Here is a 24,203-nt window from a genome sequence, read left to right as displayed (position 1 = left end):
TCGGCTTGTGCTAACCGAATGGCTTTTGCAATTCTCGCCCGCACAGCTCATATACCAAACGTTGTGCTTCATACCCAAAAAAAAATGGAAGATAATATCGAATATGAAACTTTAGGTTATTATGAGCCAGGTTTTATGCACTTGAGAGTAAATACTGATTATGATATTCGCGATTTAAATAAAATTTTTAAAGATGAAAAATATAAAAAAGAAGCATCTACATTTCTACACGAATACATTCATTTTTTACAAGATATTACAACCACGACAGGACTAACACTTGGAGATTTTTACGTTGACTTTATTAAAGATTTTAACTGGAAAATTAGAAGGGATAAAAACAACGACTTTAACGTTCCTGTTTCAATAGATAATGAATTTAATTCCCAAACTAAAATAAAGCTAAAAGAAATATATAAAGGGGCATCGAAAGAAGTTTCATATGTTAAATACGAAAGATATGAAAAGGTCTCTACTGAAATAAAAGACAAGGATAATAATATTATTAAACCTGAACGATATAAGGTTCATTACTTAGACACACAAAGAAGGGAGCAAAATTCATTCTATTTTGGATATGCTTGTTTAAAGGAGCAAATCGCCCATTCTATTCAAAATAAATATTTCGAAAATAATGGACATCCTGATATTCCTTATCAGATAGCTGAACAAATAATAAAAACAGAATACCCTGATTTTGGTTCAAACTACAAATTTATTGTCGCTCTATGTGACTCATCTCTAATGTCATTTCATCCAGCTCAAATGTTTTTCAACACAATTAAAAAGATGAAAGAAAAGGCATTTAAACCAAAGAATTGTGCCGAAATTTACGAGTTCGCATTTAAAGATTTAACATTCAATGGAGAGATGGGAAATTTTACAGTAGAAACACTTTTCAATAGAACTTCAACTAATACATACACACAATATTTTGATGCTTTAAATACACCTATTTTCCAAGATATTCTCGAATGGTTAAAATTTGTGCTTGAAGAAGCACAAAAAATAAGAATTAATAATCCCGATTTTATAACAAAACTGTTAGATGAAGATGGGAATTTAAGTAATGTATTCTATGATGTCTTTAGTAAATTAGGAACACCTTTTTTTACAAATAATAAACATATAGGAGGATATGTACCACCAAGAAACCTATCAAATGTAAATGATAGACCGTTCCAAACTTTAGTTTTTAAAGAAGTCCTTAGTGTTTACTTTGGGAAGAAAGAATGTTCGATGATTGATTTTTGTAAACTTAGTCCTGAAAAAGAAATGGTAAATACAAATTGTAGAACTGCGCCTTGGGAAAAAGTAAACGAAAAAGACCTTTGTCCTTTTGCTCAACTTTGGAAAACTTGGGGTTTGAAAGATAAAAAACCAGTGCATAAATAAAGTACGAAAGCACAACAATGTATAAAAAACATAGGGCGTTTTTGCTAAACCGAAAGTTTTGTGTCTATTTACAAAGTCCGCTAAATATAAAATTTAGCGTTTATAGAAGAAAAAATAAAAGACAAAATATTTATATTTAGCTAAGTAATAAACCGAAACGATAGTGCTTATTTATTGCCCTACGTTTCTTATACTAATCGTTGCCCATAATTGATAACAACCATTATGAATAAAAATAAACGAATGAAAAAAACTATATTTTTAAGTGCTTTAGTAGCAATCGGAATGACATTTACAAATTGTTCAAGCGATGACGACGGTAACGCAGATACAATTGCGCCGACAATTTCAATACAAAGTCCAGATTTAAATCAAACATACTCAACCGACCAAGGAAATTTTTTAGGTCCTGAAATAGCAATTTTAACAGCGCAAGGTGTCGATAATGTAAAAATGGAAACTATGACATTGACAGTTTTAAATAGCGATGGAACTGTGGTTTTCGAAGAAACAAGAAGTAACAATGACCCAGATAATGAAACTATCCTAACAATATCGGATGGTTTTGAAACAACAAATGCAGGAACTTATAATGTAATATTTACTGCAACAGATGGAAGTGGAAATACTGAAACATCAAATCCAAGAACTTTCACATACGAAGATTAATAAAATGATTGTGGGCAATTATTATATTAACCTTTACGTAAAAGCAGAACGCATTTCAACTATGGGCAACAACGTATAAAAATAATAGGGCAATAAGTGCTTAACCCAATGGTAAATGCACTTTTTCGAAGTCGCCAAATTTTTAAATTTGACGATTTCCCAAAAATAAAATAAATAGTAAAATTTAAAAATTCGGCTTGTGTTCAACCGAATGGTTTGCGCTCTTTTTCAGCCCTACTATTCTTATACACGAACGTTAGCAAACATTTGACAAAAAATTGAGAGAATACATTTATAAAGAAACTGAAATTGAACTTATTCGTCATTTACGAAATAATACGCCTGAAAAAATATGGTACAATTTTGTGTTTTATGTATTTGACTATGGGAATTATCATTTGATATTGGAATGTGCCGATAAGGAGGCGAAATCTCAAAATAAATCTGATGAAGCTCTGATAGCTGAATTGACTCGTAAAAATGAAAAGTATGTTCCTGACGAACATTCAAAGCTTGTTTGCGAAAACAAACCGATTGACAGCGTTTATATTGTGCGAACTTTTCTGCACTTTTCGGATTTTAGGAATTATACGAAACCTGAAAAAATTGCTAACCGAATTGGACATAAAGTAAAATCATTCATAAAAGGAAAATCAGACCCTTTAGATGAAATAATTTCAAAAACGACAGGAGTTGGAGCTGAATATATTTGCCATCCGAAATCACAAGAAGCTAAAAATGTTGATTTAAACTTTGCGAATTTACTTGATGTTGGATTACTAATTGAAATCGAAAATAAATATCTACGTGCTTTTTTGCAGAGTAACGGATTTGGATTTCATATTTGGGAAGATAAATACTTTTATGAAACGGAAGACTTAAAAGAGGACACCGAATTATATGAATTTATTAAAATTGAAAAATAAAAAACGATTTGCTAACAAAGAACTGAGGTAAAAAACAACCTTTTTCTTCATTAATTTTGAGACACTATTATCCTAGACTCAGAGATTCAATTGATTGATTCTTTGAGTTTTTTATTGTAAATTTTTCTAATTATCTAGGCAAGACAGAAACGTAAGTTTCGTCATAAGGTCTTCCAGATTTTGCGATAGCGAAACACTGTTTAATTAGCTTATTTGCAACAGCAATTAGCGCTAGTTTTTTGCTTTTACCTTTGTTCACTATTCGCTCATAAAGTTCTCGACACGCTTTGTTGTACTTACAGGCATTAAAAGAACATAAAAACAATAGATTACGAAGCTTTCTATTACCAACCTTACTTATCCGTGCCCTGCCTCTAACACTGCTGCCAGAGACTCTTGTCGTTGGTGTAATGCCTACATAGCTGCATAACTGCGAGGCTGTTTCAAACTTAGAAAAACCATCTGTAACGATGATTAAAAATAAAGCAGTCTTCTGGCCTATTCCTGGTACAGAAGTTAGCAAGGTGAGCTGTTCTTGCTGCTCCTCTTTTACTAGGGAGAGAATCTTTGCTTCAATTTTTTTAATCTCGGTATCATAATACTTCTTAGTTCTTCTCAAAGATTGATATGTGAACTTTGACGGTATCCCTAAAACCTCTTCTCCGTGCATTTTATTCTTTGTAGCAGTGCGGTGTTTTATATAATTATCTAGGGTTCTAAATAATTGCAAACATTCACTCTGAACATCTGTTAAGGCATTATACAAAGGAACCTCGTTAATTATTCCATACTCACAGATCATCTTTGCATCGCTTTTATCTGTCTTAACTTTTGCTAATTTCATTTGTATAAAACGCTTTACAGACAAAGGATTAACAACAGAGACTACCACTTCATTTTTGTAAAGAAACTGAGCAAGTCGATAATGATAATAGCCCGTAGCTTCCATAACTACTAAGGATTCCTTAGGTAAGTCTTTAAGAAATTTCTTAAAGCCAGTCGCATCGTTTTTATACTGATTGTGCCCCGAACTACTGCCGTGCACATCAAAAACATCTTTACTGATGTCAACTCCATAAGTTTCTTTATATTTATTCATAAGAATTGATTTATGAAAGAACCAGCTACTGGTATTACATCGACTTGAAAACGAGATCTAAAGTCTCACAGAACTGATCGTAATTAAAGTAGTAAAAGAGAGAGGATTATCAATGTTGTCGAAGTCTGAAGCTTCACCGTATATAGTAACCTTAATTCTCTCCTTTGTTCTTTCTGATTAATAACTAAAACTAGGTGTTTTAATATAAATCAAACTTAAGCCGTGTATAATTAATTGCTTGGTCACTGCCGACTTACGAACATTCCTGCGGAATATTCTATCTGTGATTTATTTGCTAAATTAGTTGCTTAACCACGCAACTAACCATACACATAACCGTTGCCATTAATACAGGGAAAATCCATCTTCGGATTAAAAATCATTCCTAAATTTGGATAATGTTGCCTTTTTAGGTAACTTTGCCCTGAATTTAACGACCAATTAATTGAGCGAATTTAAAAGAGACATCGGATTTTATGAAAACCACTTTAAGGATTTCTATTTAAAGCAATCGCTCGTTGTTCGTAAGAAAATAGATTGGACACTTTTAGTTTTGAGAAATACTCGAATTGTTCCAGAAAAATTCTTGAAAAATCTTACGAATACAGACGGACTTTGGGAAGTGCGAATTTCAGCAGGAAACGGAATATTCCGAATTTTCTGCTTTTTTGACAAAGGTAATTTAATAATTCTGTTGAGCGGATTTCAAAAAAAAACGCAAAAGACACCCAAGAAAGAAATTAAAAGAGCGGAACGATTAAAAAAGGAATATTATGAAAACAGATAAAAGAATCACATCGTTTGATGACCATTTGGACGAACAACACGGAAAAGTTGGAACTGAATCCCGAGATAGATTCCAAGAAGAATTTGAGACATTTAAAATTGGTGTTTTAATTCAGGAGGCAAGGAAAAAACAACATTTAACTCAACAACAGCTTGCTGAAAAAGTTGGAACAACTAAAAACTATATTTCTAGAATTGAAAATAATGCTAGCGATATCCGACTTTCTACTCTGATGAGAATTATCCGAGAAGGATTAGGCGGAAGTTTAAAATTATCGCTTGACGTTTAGATTGAGAACGAAGTACTAATGGCAACAATGTATATAAAACATAGCTATTATAGGCTTTTCTAAAGGTTTTTGTATGATTATGAAGACCGCCAAATTTTTAAATTTGGCTTATTGATAAAAAAAGATAATAAGAAAAATTTAAAAATTCGGCTCGTGTATAATCCGAAAAGTTAGCGTCTATTTTCACGCTACGTTTCATATACTAGACGTTGTGCATAATCTAAAAAAAACATTCTTATGAATAGAAAAAGTTTTGAAAAATTTGAATTGAGTTCTGAAAAAGAAAAAGAACTTTGGAAAGATTCATTAGTCATTTTTGATACTTCTGCTCTTATTGACTTTTATTCATATCCGAAAGAAACTCGACAAGATATATTTAATAACATTTTCCCAGAACTTAAAGATAGATTATGGATACCATCTCACGTTCAATTTGAATATCTAAAAAATAGAAAGGGTATAATTGAAAAACCAATAACAGAAAATTATAATCCAATTAAGGAGGAAAAGTTAAAGGATTTAATTTTAGCTAAAAGTCAAATTCTAAAAATTTCTAAAGAAATTAAAGAAGAAACCTTAAAACCAGAAAAACACCCATTTCTTCCTCAAGAAAGTATTGATGAGTTCATTCTCTTCGCAAAAGAAATTGATGAAAAAATTATAAAGTTTGACAAAGACATCAAAATTGAAATCACAAAACAAGAAACTGAAATAAAGTCCTTAAATGATGATGACACCATTTTGAAAGCATTTGAAAATAATCTTAAAGTTGGAGAAGAACTCACTCACACCGAAATTATGGAAATCGTAAAGGAAGGGAAATTAAGATACGAATTCAAAATTCCACCTGGTTATGAAGACGAAAAAGTAAAAATAGGCACACAGATTTTCGGAGATTTAATAGTTTGGAAACAGATTTTATCTTATTCCAAAGAACAAAACAAGAATGTTATTTTTATTTGTAATGATTTAAAAATTGATTGGTGTTATAAAGACAAAAAAACACGAAATAGAATTCAAAGCCCTAGAAATGAGTTGATAAAAGAATTTCGAGATAATAATAAAAAAGAGTTTTGGATGTACAGTCAATCTCAATTTATTTATACTGCAAAAAAACTTTTGAAAATTGATTTTGAAGATGCTAAAATCAAAGAAATTTCAAATGTTATAAGTAACAGAAATAAAGGAGAACTTATTTATGAATGTGAGCTTTGTGGAAATGAAACTATAATTCCAGAAGAAAATTTAAATTATGAATTTGAGTGTATAGAAAGTACTGAAAGACAAATGGGAACTGAAAATCATCATAAAATGGAGGAGAGCTTAAAATGTGCATATTGTAGAACTTCGACAGACCTTGTATATGAAATATGGGAATATCCACAATACACATTTAATAGTGATAGAATAAGTATTGAAAATGCAAAAATTTTAAAAAAACCTGATTTTTTAAGCATATTTTGGGATAATCACCTTGATATTCCTGACGAAGATATGTTTAGGGATAGATAAAGACTATGCACAATCGAGTAGACGGCTGACAGTGAAATAACTGCCAGTGCGCCTCTCACACCACCGTACATACGGGTCTCGTATACGGCGGTTCAAAAAATCGAAGTTTGCGTTCTATTCAGATAATCTATCATAGGTTTGTAGCCTTTTCGTTTTAATCTAGATAGGGTAATTGTAGTACCTAGTATAGGGCTTTGAGCTACTGCCCAGCCTCCCATTCGGGTTCTACTCCAAGCATACGCCTGACCTTTTTCTATTCCTAAACATATTAAATTCTTGCGTTTCCTGTCTGCTTTCTTCCAATGATGCCAGATGCAGTATCGCAGACGGTTGCGCAGCCATTCATCTAGCTTTTTAAGCTTTGTATAAATGTTTGTTAACCGATAATTGTTAAGCCATCCCCTACACACTTGTGTGAGTCTGCTTAATCGTTCTGATACCGATACTGGATTGGTTTTCTTGGTTAAAAGTTTTAGATTCCGTTTGAATTTTTCCCATCCACTTTTGCTTACTACAAGTTGATACTGTCCTTTTACACCTTTCTTATAAATGGGTACAAAGCCATGCCCTAGCAGTTCAAAATTTACTGGTCGACGTATCCCGCTTTTTGCTCGGTTTATAGGTAGGTGCAGTTTTTCTTTGAGAAAATTATACAGCTCGTTTCCTACTTGCTTTGCGGTTGTTTTAGATTTTGTGTAAATACTAAAATCGTCTGCATAACGCAAATAACGAAGACCTTGATTGCTAAGAAATTTATCTAAAACATCTAACATGATATTAGATAATAAAGGACTTAATGGACTTCCTTGTGGAATACCTTTTCGTCGTTTGACTAAGCGACCTTTTATAAGTATGGGCGCTCGTAACCATTTGCGGATTAATCGCAGGGTTACTGGACAATCTACCTTGTTGTAGACTAGTTGTAGTAATAGACTGTGATCTACTTCATCAAAGAATCCCTTTAAGTCGATATCTACAATGTCTTGGAAGCCATCATTGATGTATTCCTGTGCTTGTAATACCGCTTTTTGGGTATTCTTTTTAGGGCGAAAACCATAGCTAAATGGCTCGAATTCATATTCGAACTTGATCATTAGTATCTGGCTTACTGCCTGCTGTAAACACCTGTCTACTACGGTGGGGATACCTAAAAGACGGGGTTTGCCCTTCTTTTTGGGTATGGATACTCCTAAAATTGCTTCAGGTATATAGCCATTGGTGTGGATAGACGTGCTTATTCGGTCTCGATTTGCCCGTATATATAAGGGCAATTTTGAAACCAGCATACCGTCTACTCCACTCGCGCCTTTATTTTGCATCACTTTGTGCGCTGCTTTATAAAGGTTACTGGCTTTTAATACTGCTGCAATCATAAAATAAATAAAAAAAAATGTTTACTTCTGTTGGCTTAAGATTAGGCTAGCAAAGCCTCCTAATCGAATTTCAACTTGATTTAATGTTCCGTCCTTCCCTAATGGTGAGACCTATGCCTATCTGATGGCAACTCGTTTCCTGTAGGTACTATGACTTCTGCTGACTTCTCCATTATGCCAGCTCGTGGTTATGGAGACCTCCCCAGGTAATGGCATCTTCTTTCACTCAATTCCTGCCGTATCTACATACTTACCCTTTTGGTACTCTTAGGGCGTTACAATGATGTGCTTGCTTACCCAAGTAAATATGCCTCTGTATACGGTTTCTGTTCGTCAGTACCGAGTTTTGTAGTCTCGCTTTCTTCAGATGTAACCTCACGATTACCACCCTTGCGACTTACTAATGCTTCCAGACGTTACTCCAGCGCATAAGGGACTTGCACCCTATAGATTAATAACTTACTTTACAGTAAGGTAAAGATGCCCATACTGGGCACACACAATGGCTATACGTAATGCGGGTCGTTGCTAACACAAAGGGTTCAGGCATTTTTGGCAATTCGCCTAATTTTTAAATTTGACGAATTGCCAAAAATAAAATAATCAGTAAAATTTAAAAATTCGGCTTGTGTTTAACCGAATGGTAGTCGCTTTTTTTCCGCCCTACTATTCTTATACATAAACCGTTAGGCAACATTTGAAAAAAAATTCTGCAAACATTGAAATAATTTACTTATCTTTGGCGTTAGTAACGTAAAGCAGAACTATGATTATTTCTTTTGGTTCGAAACAGACCGAACAAATTTGGAATGGAGTCCGAGTAAAAAAAATGCCGATTGAAATACAAAACGTTGGACGTCGGAAACTAAGAATGTTGAATAACTCGCAGGATATATCTGATTTGAGAATTCCACCTTCAAACCGACTTGAAAAACTGACTGGAAAATTAAAAGAATATTATAGCATTCGGATTAACAAACAATGGCGAATTATATTCATTTGGGAAAACGGAAACGCAAGCGAAGTAGAAATAATCGATTATCATTAAAAAATAAAAAAATGGAAAAGTTAGCAAATATACATCCAGGAGAGATTTTGAATTTTGAATTTCTTGAGCCTCTTGAAATTACAGCATATCGACTTTCAAAGGACTTAAAAATTCCACAAACTCGGATATCAGAAATCATAAAAGGTAAGCGCAGAATTACAGCCGATACAGCTTTACGATTGAGTAAATATTTCGGAAATTCCGCAAAATTTTGGCTTGGAATCCAAGATGATTATGACATCGAAGAAGAGAAAGAAAACAAACAAAAGGAACTCAACGAAATCGAACATTACGGAAACAAAAACGTTGCCTAATCGAGTAGACGGCTGGCAGTGAAATAACTGCCAGTGCGCCTCTCACACCACCGTACATACGGGTCTCGTATACGGCGGTTCAAAAAATCGAAGTTTGCGTTCTATTCAGATAATCTATCATAGGTTTGTAGCCTTTTCGTTTTAATCTAGATAGGGTGATTGTAGTACCTAGTATAGGGCTTTGAGCTACTGCCCAGCCTCCCATTCGGGTTCTACTCCTGTAAGCTTCCCCTATTTAGAACTGTTTGTTAATCCAAATGTATCGTTTTTTTCCGTTTTAAAATAGGTTGGCTTTCTCTTCATACTATTACTTTAAAGCCAATCTATTTCAAACAGAACACCAATTTGGTATCTTTGTTCTTGCTGAGTTCAACCCATAAGTGCAACAGACTTATTTTTTAGGACTTCAATCGGGTTATTGTAATTAAACTTTCTAATGGGTCTGTAATTTAGTAATCTTTCTACTTCTTTTATTCTTTTGTCTGTAACTTCTCTCAGGTCTGTTTTCTTGGGAAAGAACCTTCTAATGACACCTATTCTATTTTCTACAGTTCCTTTGTCTTGTGAGGTATAAGGTCTTGTAAAGTAAGTTTTCACATTTAGGTCTTCAGCAATTTTAGCGTGTTGTGAGAACTCTTTCCCATTATCAAATGTAATCGTCTTTATCCAGGAAGAGTCAAATCTTGTAAGCCTATGATACATTTTCTCATAAACTTCATCTGCATTCTTACTGCTTAACCTCTCTAACATTGTTACCAATGTAGTCCTATCGGTCATTACCAGAAGTGCAGATTTGTGATTACTTCCCATCATAAGATCAACTTCTATATCACCTACGCGCGACCTCTGAGCTACGACTTTAGGGCGTTTGTCTATACCAATCCTACCTATGATAGCACCTCGCCTGTCTTTAATATTATTACGTTTTTGTCTACGTCCAGTATGGCGTAAATGTTTGTAAAGCCTCTTGTAATCCTTATGATCCTTGTGATTACTGTATTTAGCCATCCATATCCATTTATAGATAGTCTCGTGGCTAACACAGAACTCAGATTCCTTCAAAAGACGTTTAGAAATAAGCTCTGGACTCCACTTTTCATATTTCATAAGGCACTCAATCCTTTTCTTGAGCGCTTCGCTTAAAAGAACTCTCTTAGACTTTGTTGTGTGACGCTGGTCGGTTTTAAGTTGAGCACGCTCAGCGATGTAGTATCCAGCCGAATATCCTCGCTTTGCAACATTACGATTGAGCTCACGGCTAATTGTACTTTTATCTACCCCTATCTGAAAGGCTATATCAGTTTGTGACAATCCTACTTTAAGTAGTGATTCTATTTGATATCTTTGAGCAGGGCTCAATTGATTGTATTTTTTCATCCAAGACGAATATAAATATTGAGCCTAAAACAGATGGGGCTAGCCCCATCTGTTTTAAATATTCGTGTTGCACTTATTACTTGAACTTAGATTATATTAAAAAACAATAGTTTTAGTAAAAACGGGAGCTCTAACCATATGAAAAAATAATAGAAGCTCTATTATTTTTGATAACTGAGTTTTTGTAGTGAATAATATTTAAAATAAATTACTGTTTTTACCTACCCTATCTACCTCTATTAAAATTAAATCCTTCAAATATCTTAACAAAGTAGGAAGTTATCTTAACAAAAGTTATTTTTAAGCTCTCCCTAAAAGCACCAATCAAAACTAAATCAATTCACGCCCACACTTAACTAGATAGGAAAAGAAAAGGTAGTGAACGATCATCAAGATCTACCGTATAAAATATTGTATATGTCTTAAAATATCAGGCAAGCCAAATAAAAATTTTGATTATTAAAAAACGCATAGTGAAATCATCTTGTATTCCTATTATAGATCTGTTTGCTGGCCCAGGAGGACTCGGTGAAGGCTTTATGTCATTAAAAGATAACGAAGGTAAATCTATTTTTGACATCAAACTTTCCATAGAAAAAGATATAAATGCTCATAAGACTCTCACATTAAGAAGTTTTTATAGACAGTTTGTTAAAAACAACAAACGAGTTCCTGAAGATTATTATATCGCTTTAAGAGAAGCCGATTTATTAAAAAGAGAGAGGCTTATTGAAGAAATGTTAGATAGTTATGATGAAGGAGCTATTGCAAGAGAGGAAGCAAAACTAATTGAATTAGGCTCTGAAGAATGGACTGCCAAAACAGTTGACAAAGTCATTAAAAATCAATTGGGGAATAATAAGAAATGGGTGTTAATTGGAGGGCCTCCGTGCCAAGCTTATTCAAATGTAGGTAGATCTAGAGTTGGTGGTATAAGCAAAGAAGATCATAGGGTCTACTTGTACGAAGAATATCTAAGAATAATCAAAAAACACAAACCTGCTGTTTTTGTAATGGAAAATGTTAAAGGTCTTTTATCAGCGAAAGTTGATGGTGAAAAAGTCTTTGACTGGATGAAAAGAGATTTAAAAGTAGGTGATAATTACATTATTCATTCTTTAGTTAAACCAATAGAAAAAGATTCAGACTTTTTAATTAAAACTGAAAAATATGGGGTGCCACAAATGAGGCATAGAGTTATCCTATTAGGAATTAGAAAGGATTATAAACACCTCGGTGAATATTTAACGGAGAAAAAGGAGATCACCCTAAAATCCGTGATTGGAGATTTACCTGAAGTAAGAAGTGGATTAAATAGAAGGTTTACTAGTTATCATGTCAATGAAGTTTACAAAAATGGAAAATCTAAAAGACTATATAAAAATCTTAATGACTCTACCCCTAGTTGGTTAAAAGAAATGTCCCAGAATATTATTCAAATTAAAAAATGGGGAGAATTGGAGTTGAATGGGCTTTCTTTTGGGCCAAAAGAAATTAAATTGGGAACAGGAGCTGAGTTCATTAAAGCTAAAAATGTTATTTCCAAAAATCATGTGCTTAAAGATTGGTTTATTGATAAGCGTTTAAAAGGCATATTGAATCATGAATCTCGTTCGCATTTGACGCAAGATCTAATGCGTTATTTATTTGCAAGTCTATACGTCGAAAAGTATGATAGATTTCCAAGGCTAAATGATTATGCTAATCATAGCAGAGACTTGTTACCTGACCATGCCAATGTAGCATCTGGGAAATTTGCAGATCGTTTTAGAGTTCAAGTGCCCAACAAACCAGCTACCACTGTAACCAGTCATATTTCAAAAGATGGTCATTATTTTATTCACTACGACGCATCTCAATGTAGATCTCTTACTGTGAGAGAAGCTGCACGCATTCAAACATTCCCTGATAATTATTTATTTAGAGGAAGTCGAACAGCACAATATCATCAGGTTGGTAATGCCGTACCACCTTTTTTGGCGTTTCAAATTGCCTCAATTGTTAAAAATATAATTGAGGATTCCCGTATTACAAGTGATTAAATGTTGTTTAGATTTGTTTATGAGTAAAAATATAAAATCAGAGGAAGCTTCTCCTAATCCGGAATATCTAATTAAATCTATTGCAGAACAAGGCTATAGTTTAGAGACTTCATTGGCTGATTTAATGGACAATTCTATTTCGGCAAAAGCTGAAAAGATCGAAGTCTTAATAGATACAGATTCTGAACCTTTTAAATTGTTTTTAACTGATGACGGAATAGGTATGACTGAAGCGGAATTAAGTCAAAACATGCAATTTCCAAGCCATTCCCCTGAAGATTCACGATCAAATTCAGACTTAGGAAGATTTGGTTTAGGAATGAAAACAGCATCTTTTTCACAAACAAGAAAATTTACAGTTTTATCAAAAAAGAAAGGTGAGAATAGATATCACGGTAGAACTTGGGATGTTGATTTTTTGAAAACTAATGGTTGGAAAATAATTATCAATTCAGATGAGGAAGTTGCTAGGTTAATGTATCAGTATAACCAGTTATCCATTGGTTTTTTAAAAAGATTTGACGATTACGAACCTAATACTATCGTTATCTGGGAAGGCCTTTATAAATTTGAAAATTATCTAAAAAAAGGTAATAGACAAGACGCCTTAAAAAGGGAAATAACTGAAGTCACTTCTGATTATCTAGCACTTGTTTTTCATAGGTTTATGGAAAAGGAATCCAATCCTTTAAAAATTAGGATTAATAACACGATTGTTAGCCCCTTTAATCCTTTCCCAGAGGAAGAAAAAGATTTTAGACAAATTGAGCCTAAGCAAAGTTCTTTCAGATCAGATGTTATAAAAATCGAGGGGTTTGTCCTACCGTCAAGAGCAATTTCTGAAAGTAAAAAAGGCCTTTCAAAATGGACAACCAAGTATCGAAGTTTAATGGACATGGAAGGACTTTATATTTATAGGGCTGATAGGATTATTTTATTTGGAGGTTGGAATGGAATCGTTAAAAAAGCTCCTAGACTTCAATTAGCAAGATTAAGAGTAGAAGTAGGTAATAGTATAGACCATTTACTCCATCTAAATGTAGCTAAATCACAAATAGTAGTACCACACGAACTTAGAAATGCTTTTGAAGATTATATTGGAGAATTGAAAATAGAGGCAGAAAGGGAGTATTATAATAGAGGAATTCGAAAATTCTCAGGAACAAAAGCTCAAAATCACGTACAATTATTTGAACGTATTTACTCAAACAAAGGTTCAGTTTTAGAAGTTAATAACAACTTTCCATTAATGAAAAGTCTTCAAGAATCTCTTAATAAGAAACAAAAATCACAATTAAACCTACTCCTTCGAATGATCAACACCAGAGTTAATAATATTAGACATGTCCATGAAGAAAAAGTATTTCTAGGTGTTGAGGAAAAAGATGGGTTCAATGCAGAAGAACTTCATAATAATATTTTAGAATTATTATCTAATGGGATTACAAAAGAAATGATTAGGGAAGAAGTCATACCTCATTTAGGATTTAAATACTCTTCGTTACCTGAAAATATAAAATCAATAATTGAATGAGATATATAGACGTTTTTAAACAGATTATAGAAAAAAAAGTAAGTAAGTCTGGCGGTGATAAAGAATACATTGACAATTTATTCAATGAGATAAAAGAATCTGTAATTACAACAGGTAGGATTTTAGATCTGCCGCAAGTAGATGATACAACTTTGAAAAGTTATTTTGAAACTGCTAAAAATGAATATTTATCTGTAAATCCAATAGACCCAGGTATTAGTCATTCATTAACCAAAAAGGATTATAAAACATGGCTTACTCATAAAAGAGATGCGGAAATAAGTTGGGATTATTCCGACAGATATTTCGAGCATTTAAATAAATCAGGGAGATCTTGGAAAGTTGTGGATGAAACTAAAGATTCAAGTTTTTCTATTATTAGTAAAATGGCTGACCCTAAATCAAAAACCCCAATTTATAATAAGGGTCTTGTTGTTGGAGCTGTTCAGTCCGGTAAAACAGGAAACTTTAACGCAGTTATAAATAGGGCTATTGATGCTGGATATGAGATAGTAATTGTTCTTGCTGGTATCATGGAAGACTTAAGAAGTCAAACCCAACAAAGAATAGAAAAGGATGTAATTGGTGAAGGTAATATTGATTCAGGAGAGCCGTCTGGCACAAAAGGAGTAGGCAAAATAAAGCGTTTTGGAGTAAGAGGAGATAATGATATTTTACAAGTTAAATCTTTAACCTCAGAAAGTAAAGATTTTAGTAAAACAGTCAAAGAATTAAATCATACACTTAATGATAAGTACGTACTTGTATGTAAGAAAAATGTAAGTGTCCTTAAAAATTTAATTATTTGGTTACACAACTCTTTAGAAGAAGGTAAGGAGAAGCATAATATTCCAATGCTTATTATTGATGATGAAGCAGATAATGCCTCATTAAATAATATGGGCTCAAAAGGAAGGAATTATGCAAGCAAAACAAATGGTCACATTAGAGCAATTTTAGAGTTGTTTTTTGTTAAATCGTATTTAGGTTATACTGCAACTCCATTTGCTAATGTTTTACAGGATAGAAATGAATATCCTGAGAACGATTGGGAAATTAAATATAAGTTTAAGGGAGATGAGGTTGAAAAACAGTTAAAAAGAGTTGACAATATATTTCCTGACGATTTTATTGAGTTACTAAATCCTCCATCAAACTATGTAGGAGCAAAACAAATATTCGACACAATAACGCCAATAGATAATAAAACTGATGAAAATGAAAAAATTCCTTTAGTTGCTCCTGTAGTAGAAGATTATCTAGAAAATTTTCCTTCTCGAGTTTATCAGAATTATGAGGGAGAAATTGTGGGTGTAGAAGATATTAGAATTAAGAGTGAATGGGATGAGAGATTTGGGTTCGAAGGTTATTTGGGTTTTGACTCATATAGTGATTATAGAAAAGCAACAAGAGCAGCTCGAAAAGAAGATAGCTTTCCAAAAGAATTACCAGAATCTTTAAAGACAGCTGTTAAATGTTTTGTTATTGCTTTGGCGATAAGAGAGACAAGAATTCCAGGAATGATTAACTCAGATCTTTATCAACCTCATAACACTATGCTTGTCCATATTTCGAGATTTACAATTTGGCAGAATACCACAAGAAAATTAATTGAAGAATATGTTAATGAAATTATATCAAAACTTCATAATGATAAACCTCGGAATCAAACATCAATTTACTCTGAACTCGAAAAACTTTGGTATAGTAATTATGGATTCGCACATATTGTTGAAAATGTAAAGACTTACTTACCAAAAGGATATGATGATGAGTTCTTGTCGCCTTTAGTCTTTGACTCTTTAATTCCGGTATTTATAAATGCAGTAAAAGGAATAGAAACAAAAGCAATAAATAGCTTTACAAATGACTCGCTTGAGTATCCTAAAAATTCTCCTAAAAAAATTATAGCAATAGGAGGTAATAGACTTTCAAGAGGTTTTACTTTAGAAGGACTAACAATTAATTATTTTATTAGAGTAACTAATTATTCAGACGCATTACTTCAAATGGGTAGATGGTTTGGATATAGACCGGGATATTTAGATTGTTGTAAAATATTTACTACTCAAGATTCCTTAGATAAATTTAATGATACCACCAAATGCATTGAAGAATTAGAGACGGAGTTTATTAAAATGGAAGAACAAGGCAAAACTCCAGAAAATTTTGTTTTACGTGTAAAAAAGCATCCCGGCACTTTAAAAATAACACGCCCTTCAATATTGAAAAATGCTAAGGAGGTGCAGTGGTCTTATCAAGATTCTCTAGAAATGACAACACAATTAAAAGTTGACAAAAATAGTATAGAGGCCATTTGGGATAGTTTCAAGTCTAATATTGCACCAAATTTCGATGTGATTGTAAGAAAGGATATTATTAAGTATTCATGTACATCTGAAGATGTCCTTGAATTATTAAAAAACAAACCTAATAATTTTCTTGATGATAGGCTAGAACAAATTACTAGGTTTATCGAATTATGTAATGAAAAGGGTTATTTAAAAAACTGGACGGTAGCATTGAAAATCACTGGGGCTTCACCTAATAAAATGCTAAAAAAGGAAATTGGATTGAATAATTCCTTGAACATCCCAACAATTGAATTAGCTAAAAGATCAGGACCGAGAAACCCAGATGATGTTTCAATATTTTTAAAGAAAAATCTATTTAAAGCAAGTAGTAAAAGTGCAAATATAATTTCTGCAAATAAAGACATGTCTATTCTTTTATCAGATTCTGAAAAATTAAAAGCAGAAAAAACTTTTTTTAAATTCAAAGCACAAGAACTCAGAAGAAAAGATAAAAGTCTAAGTCAATCAGAAGCAGAAAAACAAGCAGAAGCTAAAACTGTTCCTGAAAGATATTATAGATCTATGATGAAAGAAACGGAAGGATTGTTAATGATTTATTTATTTGATTCTGAATATGCTTTTAATCAAGAATTTACTAATAAAAAATATCCAATAAAGAATAAGGAATTACAAGCAACATTCAAAGACTACATAGACAAAAATAATATTGACACTAAAATACCTTTAGTTGGTTATGCTTTAGAATTTCCTCCTATTGAAAATGACCCTGGTGGCACATATTTGCAAGGTGATTATAATTTAGATATTGATGAAGAAATTAATGATGAAGAAGAAGACGAATTGGAAGGAATATCAGATATAAATGAAATCTAGATGGAAAAAACTGAGTTAAATTCTAAATGGGAGGATATTTCATCTTTTAAAGAAAAAAAAGGTTATAAGGCACTAAGAATTTCTTCAACTAGTTTTTCAGATCTTTTTTTAGCAATAGATCAAGACGGACTAAGATGTTTGTTGCTTTACTTACCAAAAGATATTGAGGTAAAAATTAAAGATTCTGACAAAAGTAAATTGTTAATTTCTTTTTTACCCTCAAAAAGCATATTGCTTATTAAATTAAAAGACTCTGATTTCTTAGACCTTTTTGATGATTTAATTTTATCCATTTATTCGAAAATCAGTTTAATTTCTGACCCCAAAAAAGCTTCGAAAGAATTCATCATAACATTTTACAAGTGGTCTCAATTTTTTAAAGACAGCACGAATAATAACTTAGGAGAAGAAGAAATACAAGGATTGTTTGGAGAGTTGTTTGTTTTAAATGAGTACTTAAAAAAATCAGACCCCTTCAATATTAATTCCTTTCTTGATTCATGGAAAGGTCTTTATGATACTACTAATGATTTTGAGTTTGTTCTTAAGAATGTTGAAGTCAAAACTAAAAAAGAATCAAAAATTTACGTAAAAATATCGAGTGAGTTTCAATTAGAAAAAGTACCAGACAAAGGTTTGGAATTATTGATCGTTTCAGTAAAAATTGATTTAATTAAAGGTAAATCAATACATGATAAACTTCTCGAAATAATAATAAATATAAGGGAACATAAGGGGGATTTATCAATATTATATCAAGCATTAAATCAAAAAAAGTTGTCTGTTGAGAATTTAAAACTTTATAACAACCACCGATTTTTAGTAACAAAAACGGAATCTTTTGATGCTTCTAATGATGATTTTCCAAAATTATCATTATCTAATATCTTTAATGAGATTTCTAGCTTAAAGTATAAATTAAGGGTGATTAAATTAGATCAATTTCTAATTGAAAAGATAAAATATTAATATGATTCTAGATGAACATTTAAATTACAGAAATGAACTACTTGATGAATCAAAAGATGATGAAGGATTCATACAGGAAAACTTAATATTATCCCAAGTACTGCCATCTTTACTAGATGCAAAACTTATAGATTCTGAGGACTTTACAAATTCCTATTTCAAATCAACTGCTGATAAATTAAAGATAAACGCATATAGTATAAACGAATCAGGGGAGAGGCTTCAGCTCTTTATGATAGATGAAAATTCTATTAACCTGTCTGCAACACCTGAAGACCTCATGGTTTCGATTAAAGCCTCTTATGAAAGTCAGTTTAAGAGATGTACAAACTTTCACAATAAAGCTATAAAAGGGTATTTAAATGATGAAATCCAAGATTCAAGTCCGGTAAGACCATTAGTCTCTAAAATTTCTTCTTCTCAAGGCACAGAACAATTTGATGTGATTGAAATATTTCTAATCACATTATCTTCTACTGTTTCTAAACAGGGAGCTACAATACAACCAAAACAAATTGAATTTGATGATAAAGAAGTTGTAGTTACTTATTCGAAAAATAGAGAAAGATATAATAAAGTCCTGATAATTAAAAGAAGAATAATTGATCTTAATTTCTTGTACAATGTACTTATTTCTCAAGGCAGTAGAGAGGCATTAACTGTGAATTTTGAGAAAACATTTGGGAATCCACTGTATGCAATTAAAGCGGCAGACGAAGACTATTTTGAATCTTATTTGTGTGTTTTACCAGCTTCAGTTCTCTCGAGACTATATAAAGAATATAGTACAAGATTGTTAGAGAAAAATGTCAGGTCTTTTTTGCAGTTCAGAGGTGTTAATAAAGGGATTAGAGAGACAATAAGAAAAGAACCTGAGAAGTTTGTTGCATACAATAACGGGCTAACTATAACGGCCACGGACGGTGACATTTCATTTGAATCAGGTCAATATAAAATTAAATCACTAACAGACTTTCAGATTGTAAATGGTGGTCAAACCACTGCAACTATTTATTTTACCCAAAAGGATGGTTTTGACATTAGCAAAGTAAAAGTAATGGCAAAGATAAATGTTGCAAAAGAAGCTACTGATGAAGAATTAGAGGAACTAATCTCTAATATAAGTAGCTATTCTAATGCACAATCTAGAGTTTCTAAAGTTGATCTGCGTTCAAGAAATCCTCAATTAGTTAGAATAAAGTCTCTAAGTGAAAGTGTAATGACTCCATCTGGAAAAAAATGGTTTTTTGAAAGGGCAAAAGGCGAGTTTAATACAAAGTTGAGAATTGCCGGATCTAACAAAAGAAGATTAGCGAAAGAATATCCTACACAAAGAAGATTTTCTAAAGAATTAATGGCGAAATATTACTCAGCTTGGGGTAACCAACCTCATTTAGTGAAAAAGGGTGGTGAGAAAATATTTAGATATTTTATTGAAAAATTGACTGGTGAAGGAGAGTTTAAAAAACCTATAGTTGTTAATCGGGATTTTTATGAAGAGCTCATCGCAACGGTTATATTATTTAGAAAGCTCGAGAAAATTTATGGCGCTGGGAAGAACTCTATGGGGCAATTAAGATCTGCGGTAGTTCCTTATACTCTTTCTATTTTATTTATGATAACAGACGCTGATAAAAAAGCTTCCTCATTTGATCTGTTAAAAATATGGCTAAATGAAGAGCTAGAAAGTGACCTTGAGGCTTATTTAACTCAACTTCTAAAGTTAGTAAATGAGCTTATTAAGAAATATTCCGAAAGTGATGATTATGGAGAATATTCTAAAAAGGAAGAATTGTGGAAGAGAATTAGCTCATCCAAGGAGATAAAAGATTTTACAGGCACAGACGACACCATAAAAATTATTGATAAATATGGAATCAGCAAAGCTGAATTAAAGAAAAGAAAAGGTGCAAATGATAATACAGAGGAAGTAAATTTTAAAAATTTAAGTGATAATATATTAATTCATTCCAATGGTGTCAACTATTATAAATCAATTCAGTTAAATACTGATTTATTAACTGGTGCAGATCAAAGAAGTCTTTCAGGTTTAGTCCATGCAATAATTAATAAAAAGGATATTGAGGATGATTTAGTTTCATTTGAAAGCAGTTTAACAAATAAATTAAGAGTTGAGGTTCCTGACTTTTTTGATAACATTGAAAGAGAAGAGGTTTTACTCTATAATACTTTAAATTATGTTATTACACATTATAATAAGTGTATTAATGAAAAGAATGATGTCCTCTTGGAATTTCAAAAAATTGAAGCAATTGCAAAAGCTAAGCAGGTAAAATATGCTTCAGTATTCGATCAAATAGGGAAAAATCTGGTTAAAGGTATTTCTCCTACAATCAAACAAATTTATTACGCTTCTCATATTATAAAAGACGAAAGTGTGAAAGAATTAAATCCTAAAACAACGCTTGATATCAGTAAAGTTAGAATAGATGAGTTATTAATGCGTAAAATGTTTGAATGGGATTCTACTGCAAAAATTTTAAGCTCTAAAGAGCGAACGTATATTGCTGATTTTGCTTGGGGTTTAAAACAGTTAAATTCCTTTCATGAAAAAAATATTAAAAGGCATCTTGAAACACTTTTAAAACGCAGTTTCAAAATATATTAGAAAATGGCAGAAATTTCAAAAGAAATTACATAGTAGGATACTATTTATCAAAATATGGGAAACATAACCCCCCTAAAACGTTAGAAACAGATAAATGGAACGAGGCTTATAGAGTGTTGTATGACAAATTAAATGGCGGCATTTACAATATATTTATCAAAAAAATAAAGCAAAATATATTCGAAACCGATTGAGACAACATCTTATTAAAAAAGATATTAGAACTGGAGCTCAATTAGACCGAGTAAATGAAGAGTTGAAAAAACAGGAGTTATATTAGAATAAAACTATTGTCTGTAAAACCAGATGTAACGCGACAATTTTACGAAAAAAATTAATGAACAAAATAAAAACGCTTTGGAATAAGCATAGATAAAAACAAAATGAACGCATTAAATAAACTAATAAATCAAAAAGTAATAGCTACAATCGAGTATGATGAAGAAAGTTATGAAATAGAAGGAGTTGTAAATGGTTATAATGTCAATGACTTTTATTTTTACGAGAAAGGAGAACCAATTTATGTAACGATTTCAATCAATCCTATCGATGAAATTCCTGAAGATTTGCTAGAGTTTGAATTCTACGAAATTCCGTTAGAAAATATTAGGAAAGCATAACAAGATTGCAATAAGAGCGTTGCATAACAAATTATATAGCTAATAGCAGGCAGTTGCTAATACAAAGGTTCGAGCATATTTGCCAGATAGTCAAATTTTTAAATTTGGCTCGTATATAATCCGAAACGATAACTTTTTCCTCCACGCTATGTTTCGTATGCACAGAAGTTAACACCCAAACAATAAAAAACAAACCCTGAAAAAATGGACGTGCAATTCTGGATAGATCATGCAGACTCCCTTTTTCATCAGGTTTTTATGATTGTAATGGGAGGGTTATACGGTATCGCAGCTCTATTTGGGACTACATATAACGTAATAAACATTTTAGTATATTATATTTTAATTCCTTCATCTTGGATATTTTTGATAAGTAGGAAGACCAATTCTAAATTGAATTTTCTATCACTCGCGCTATTACTTGGATTTGCATTACTTCCGAATATCAGAGAAAGCTGTGACTATTTCTTTCAAAAGAGCGTTGATTTTCTGAATTGGACTGCGGCTATTTTTGGCTCCAACTACATTGATATGTCTGTATATATTTGTGTGGTTCTAGTTGGAATTATATACCTCATTCTGATACCGTTGACACTACCAAGAAAGAGCGCAAAAATTATTTTAATTGTTTTCGGAATAGTTTTCGGGTTATATATGCTAATCATATACCCCAATTTTAAAGACCTTCTTTTAATTGGACTTCAAAAAATGAATATTCAATAACTAAAAAAAGCCAGTGCGATCGATCTGCCACCACCCAGTATAATTAATTGATAACTCACACGACTAATCATACTCAAACACGTCAGCAACACTTATAAAACATCACACTATGAAAACAGCCTTCACCTTACTACTCCTCTGCATGACCTTCTTGTCGGGTATTCCTAGCCCAACCGAAGATTCTAAAATAAGCTTCACCTTTGAAAGTAAGGATATCACTGGAACCATAGGAGATATTCAATCAGAATCTGAAATCGATCTCAGCCAACTTGAAAATTCTAAAATAAAAGGGTCTGTAAGTGTGAGTAGCTTAGAAACGGGTAATTTCTTACGAGATGGGCATTTGATGTGGGAAAAATATTTTAACAGAAGTGATTACCCGCGCATTTATTTTGAAAGCACGTCTATTACACCAACAAAAGAGGCCTCCTATACAGTACTGGGCAATCTGACTATAAAAGGAATCTCAAAGCCTGTTAGTTTTACAGCAGTGAAGAAGGGCGATCGTATAAAAATCACCGGCAGTATATATACCAGCGATTGGGATATTAGTATTGAAGAAGAGAGAACCGAAAATAAAGTGAGCATTACCATGAACCTTAAAATTGAGGAGCTTTAGTAATCGGGGTTTTAACTTAAATACTGAAACCCATTATTATGAGCTATCGTAAGCATAGGTCTGATATGCTCTGCAAATTTATTTTTATCTATTTCTAGATTTGGAAACACCGATAGGTAATCTTCTAAAAATTTATTTTTTGGTTTTTTTGTTTTAATCAATTCTAAACCAACTTTCTGAAGATCAAAAAAAGAATCAAAATAAGTGTCAAAAGAAGGTAGTTTATCGCTTTTGTACGAATTAAAGCTTTTGTCTGCTGGAATCAGATTCCACATCATGTCGTGTGCGACAAATTGATGGGGAATAAAATGCTCGATTACATAATCCCCTATTCCGAGTGCTTTCCCCGTATAAATACATTCTATAGGGCCCGTCTCATCAATAACGAGGTTCCAAAATTTAGTCTTATGGGTGTTCAAACTACCCCTTTTAATAGATCGGTAGATTTTATTTGCTATGTCGGGAACATTTGGATTTCTGCTTTGGAAAAAAAGCGTGAGGTTCCAATAACAGAACGCTTTTAAAATGCCAATGTTAGCTTTGAAGTAAGCTTTCCAGTTGTTAGAAATTACAATTTGGTTTTTGAATAAAGAATACGGAGCATCACTGGATGTACTGATGGACCGCTCATAAACCTTGCTTTTATTACCAGAGCCTAACCAAGGGCTTAAGAATTTATGAGGAACGTTTTTATCAAAATGAGCTAAAATTGAAATCGTCTGAGGATTAGAAGATGCTCTCAGTTTCTTTAGTATTTGTTCTTTGGAGGCATCAACTGGGATGTTTTCAATGTTACTTAATTCTTTAACGGCATCTTGAATTAAGTCCTGGTTCCCAAAAGAAATGCGAAAATAATTAACGGTATACCAAGAAAGGGCAATCATCCTAGAGAAGATTTCCTCTTTGGTAATTACTGTTTTTCCTTGCTCCACTTCTTATAAAACCGCCCAAAACCAATAAAATTTATAGGTGGCACTAGTGTTTCTAAAAACCGAAGCCAGTTTTGCAGTAGAAAGATTTTGATGGTAAGGAAGTTGAGTCACTAATAAGAATTGATATGCTCGCAATATATTATATAATTAAATAGGAT

The 24,203-nt window shown here is 32.4% G+C and carries 19 protein-coding genes and 1 pseudogene; 15 read left to right on the top strand and 5 right to left on the bottom strand.

Annotation, left to right across the window (positions count from 1 at the left end; translation table 11 throughout):
- Positions 1-18: 18 nt before the first annotated feature.
- From F0365_RS05800 to F0365_RS05790, 3 genes are all read left to right on the top strand, one after another.
- Positions 19-1,395, top strand: a complete 1,377-nt coding sequence (locus F0365_RS05800) for a hypothetical protein (RefSeq protein WP_169932828.1) — start codon at positions 19-21, stop codon at positions 1,393-1,395.
- A 243-nt stretch (positions 1,396-1,638) separates the two neighbouring features.
- Positions 1,639-2,064, top strand: a complete 426-nt coding sequence (locus F0365_RS05795; protein WP_157588939.1) for a hypothetical protein — start codon at positions 1,639-1,641, stop codon at positions 2,062-2,064.
- 278 nt (positions 2,065-2,342) lie between these two features.
- A complete protein-coding gene (locus tag F0365_RS05790; protein ID WP_169932827.1) occupies positions 2,343-2,990 on the top strand; it encodes a hypothetical protein in 648 nt (215 codons plus the stop codon).
- Between the two features lie 130 nt (positions 2,991-3,120).
- Here the strand turns inward: F0365_RS05790 and F0365_RS05785 are convergent, their stop codons facing one another.
- On the bottom strand, positions 3,121-4,089 hold the full coding sequence (locus tag F0365_RS05785) for an IS110 family transposase (protein WP_169932342.1): 969 nt from the start codon (positions 4,087-4,089) through the stop codon (positions 3,121-3,123).
- Between the two features lie 445 nt (positions 4,090-4,534).
- On the opposite strand from F0365_RS05785, the gene F0365_RS05780 reads away from it, so the two are divergent.
- From F0365_RS05780 to F0365_RS05770, 3 genes are all read left to right on the top strand, one after another.
- The gene (locus F0365_RS05780) at positions 4,535-4,876 is read left to right on the top strand and encodes a type II toxin-antitoxin system RelE/ParE family toxin (RefSeq protein ID WP_169932826.1); all 342 of its coding nucleotides are present in this window, start codon (positions 4,535-4,537) and stop codon (positions 4,874-4,876) included.
- On the top strand, positions 4,863-5,165 hold the full coding sequence (locus F0365_RS05775) for a helix-turn-helix domain-containing protein (RefSeq protein WP_169932825.1): 303 nt from the start codon (positions 4,863-4,865) through the stop codon (positions 5,163-5,165). Before F0365_RS05780 ends, F0365_RS05775 begins: the two co-directional genes overlap by 14 nt.
- 237 nt (positions 5,166-5,402) lie before the next feature.
- A complete protein-coding gene (locus tag F0365_RS05770) occupies positions 5,403-6,677 on the top strand; it encodes a PIN-like domain-containing protein (RefSeq protein ID WP_169932824.1) in 1,275 nt (424 codons plus the stop codon).
- Positions 6,678-6,769: 92 nt separating this feature from the next.
- Here the strand turns inward: F0365_RS05770 and ltrA are convergent, their stop codons facing one another.
- Complete coding sequence (gene ltrA, locus F0365_RS05765; protein WP_169932823.1) at positions 6,770-8,050, bottom strand: group II intron reverse transcriptase/maturase; 1,281 nt, start codon at positions 8,048-8,050, stop codon at positions 6,770-6,772.
- Positions 8,051-8,816: 766 nt separating this feature from the next.
- Here ltrA and F0365_RS05760 point away from each other — a divergent pair.
- The gene (locus F0365_RS05760) at positions 8,817-9,098 is read left to right on the top strand and encodes a type II toxin-antitoxin system RelE/ParE family toxin (RefSeq protein WP_169932822.1); all 282 of its coding nucleotides are present in this window, start codon (positions 8,817-8,819) and stop codon (positions 9,096-9,098) included.
- 11 nt (positions 9,099-9,109) lie between these two features.
- Positions 9,110-9,412 carry a HigA family addiction module antitoxin gene (locus tag F0365_RS05755; protein ID WP_169932821.1) on the top strand — a complete coding sequence of 101 codons (303 nt, stop codon included), beginning with the start codon at positions 9,110-9,112 and terminating at the stop codon, positions 9,410-9,412.
- A 79-nt stretch (positions 9,413-9,491) separates the two neighbouring features.
- On the opposite strand, the pseudogene F0365_RS16775 reads toward F0365_RS05755, so the two are convergent.
- Both F0365_RS16775 and F0365_RS05750 read right to left on the bottom strand, forming a co-directional pair.
- Positions 9,492-9,629, bottom strand: a pseudogene (locus tag F0365_RS16775) (group II intron reverse transcriptase/maturase); the annotation flags it as partial.
- Between the two features lie 152 nt (positions 9,630-9,781).
- Positions 9,782-10,789 (bottom strand): IS30 family transposase, encoded by a 1,008-nt coding sequence (locus F0365_RS05750; RefSeq protein ID WP_169932820.1) that lies wholly within the window; start codon positions 10,787-10,789, stop codon positions 9,782-9,784.
- Positions 10,790-11,241: 452 nt separating this feature from the next.
- Here F0365_RS05750 and F0365_RS05745 point away from each other — a divergent pair, with 452 nt between their 5' ends.
- From F0365_RS05745 to F0365_RS05715, 7 genes are all read left to right on the top strand, one after another.
- Entirely contained in the window at positions 11,242-12,831 is a 1,590-nt protein-coding gene (locus F0365_RS05745) for a DNA cytosine methyltransferase (RefSeq protein ID WP_240961921.1), read from the top strand.
- Between the two features lie 19 nt (positions 12,832-12,850).
- The gene (locus F0365_RS05740; RefSeq protein ID WP_206071306.1) at positions 12,851-14,365 is read left to right on the top strand and encodes an ATP-binding protein; all 1,515 of its coding nucleotides are present in this window, start codon (positions 12,851-12,853) and stop codon (positions 14,363-14,365) included.
- Positions 14,362-17,553 (top strand): Z1 domain-containing protein, encoded by a 3,192-nt coding sequence (locus tag F0365_RS05735; RefSeq protein ID WP_169932819.1) that lies wholly within the window; start codon positions 14,362-14,364, stop codon positions 17,551-17,553. Before F0365_RS05740 ends, F0365_RS05735 begins: the two co-directional genes overlap by 4 nt.
- Positions 17,554-18,522, top strand: coding sequence for a PD-(D/E)XK motif protein (locus tag F0365_RS05730; RefSeq protein WP_169932818.1), 969 nt, complete (start codon positions 17,554-17,556; stop codon positions 18,520-18,522).
- Position 18,523: 1 nt separating this feature from the next.
- Entirely contained in the window at positions 18,524-21,151 is a 2,628-nt protein-coding gene (locus tag F0365_RS05725) for an AIPR family protein (protein WP_169932817.1), read from the top strand.
- A gap of 383 nt (positions 21,152-21,534) precedes the next feature.
- A complete protein-coding gene (locus F0365_RS05720) occupies positions 21,535-21,771 on the top strand; it encodes a hypothetical protein (RefSeq protein WP_169932816.1) in 237 nt (78 codons plus the stop codon).
- A gap of 832 nt (positions 21,772-22,603) precedes the next feature.
- The gene (locus F0365_RS05715; protein ID WP_169932815.1) at positions 22,604-23,113 is read left to right on the top strand and encodes a YceI family protein; all 510 of its coding nucleotides are present in this window, start codon (positions 22,604-22,606) and stop codon (positions 23,111-23,113) included.
- 11 nt (positions 23,114-23,124) lie between these two features.
- Here the strand turns inward: F0365_RS05715 and F0365_RS05710 are convergent, their stop codons facing one another.
- Positions 23,125-24,045: an HNH endonuclease domain-containing protein gene (locus F0365_RS05710; protein ID WP_240961920.1), complete on the bottom strand. Its 921-nt coding sequence runs from the start codon at positions 24,043-24,045 to the stop codon at positions 23,125-23,127.
- Between the last annotated feature and the right edge of the window lie 158 nt (positions 24,046-24,203).

Origin of the sequence: Nonlabens sp. Ci31 (genome assembly GCF_012974865.1) — a bacterium.
GTDB lineage: Bacteria > Bacteroidota > Bacteroidia > Flavobacteriales > Flavobacteriaceae > Nonlabens.
This window is presented reverse-complemented; position numbering and strand designations above follow the sequence as displayed.

Excerpts from the sequence above, each read along its gene's own strand:
- F0365_RS05800 (WP_169932828.1), top strand. The coding sequence starts at position 19 with ATGGCTTTTGCAATTCTCGCCCGCACAGCTCATATACCAAACGTTGTG.
- F0365_RS05795 (WP_157588939.1), top strand. The coding sequence starts at position 1,639 with ATGAAAAAAACTATATTTTTAAGTGCTTTAGTAGCAATCGGAATGACA.
- F0365_RS05785 (WP_169932342.1), bottom strand. The coding sequence starts at position 4,089 with ATGAATAAATATAAAGAAACTTATGGAGTTGACATCAGTAAAGATGTT.
- F0365_RS05775 (WP_169932825.1), top strand. The coding sequence starts at position 4,863 with ATGAAAACAGATAAAAGAATCACATCGTTTGATGACCATTTGGACGAA.
- F0365_RS05770 (WP_169932824.1), top strand. The coding sequence starts at position 5,403 with ATGAATAGAAAAAGTTTTGAAAAATTTGAATTGAGTTCTGAAAAAGAA.
- ltrA (WP_169932823.1), bottom strand. The coding sequence starts at position 8,050 with ATGATTGCAGCAGTATTAAAAGCCAGTAACCTTTATAAAGCAGCGCAC.
- F0365_RS05760 (WP_169932822.1), top strand. The coding sequence starts at position 8,817 with ATGATTATTTCTTTTGGTTCGAAACAGACCGAACAAATTTGGAATGGA.
- F0365_RS05755 (WP_169932821.1), top strand. The coding sequence starts at position 9,110 with ATGGAAAAGTTAGCAAATATACATCCAGGAGAGATTTTGAATTTTGAA.
- F0365_RS05750 (WP_169932820.1), bottom strand. The coding sequence starts at position 10,789 with ATGAAAAAATACAATCAATTGAGCCCTGCTCAAAGATATCAAATAGAA.
- F0365_RS05740 (WP_206071306.1), top strand. The coding sequence starts at position 12,851 with ATGAGTAAAAATATAAAATCAGAGGAAGCTTCTCCTAATCCGGAATAT.
- F0365_RS05735 (WP_169932819.1), top strand. The coding sequence starts at position 14,362 with ATGAGATATATAGACGTTTTTAAACAGATTATAGAAAAAAAAGTAAGT.
- F0365_RS05730 (WP_169932818.1), top strand. The coding sequence starts at position 17,554 with ATGGAAAAAACTGAGTTAAATTCTAAATGGGAGGATATTTCATCTTTT.
- F0365_RS05725 (WP_169932817.1), top strand. The coding sequence starts at position 18,524 with ATGATTCTAGATGAACATTTAAATTACAGAAATGAACTACTTGATGAA.
- F0365_RS05720 (WP_169932816.1), top strand. The coding sequence starts at position 21,535 with ATGAACGCATTAAATAAACTAATAAATCAAAAAGTAATAGCTACAATC.
- F0365_RS05715 (WP_169932815.1), top strand. The coding sequence starts at position 22,604 with ATGAAAACAGCCTTCACCTTACTACTCCTCTGCATGACCTTCTTGTCG.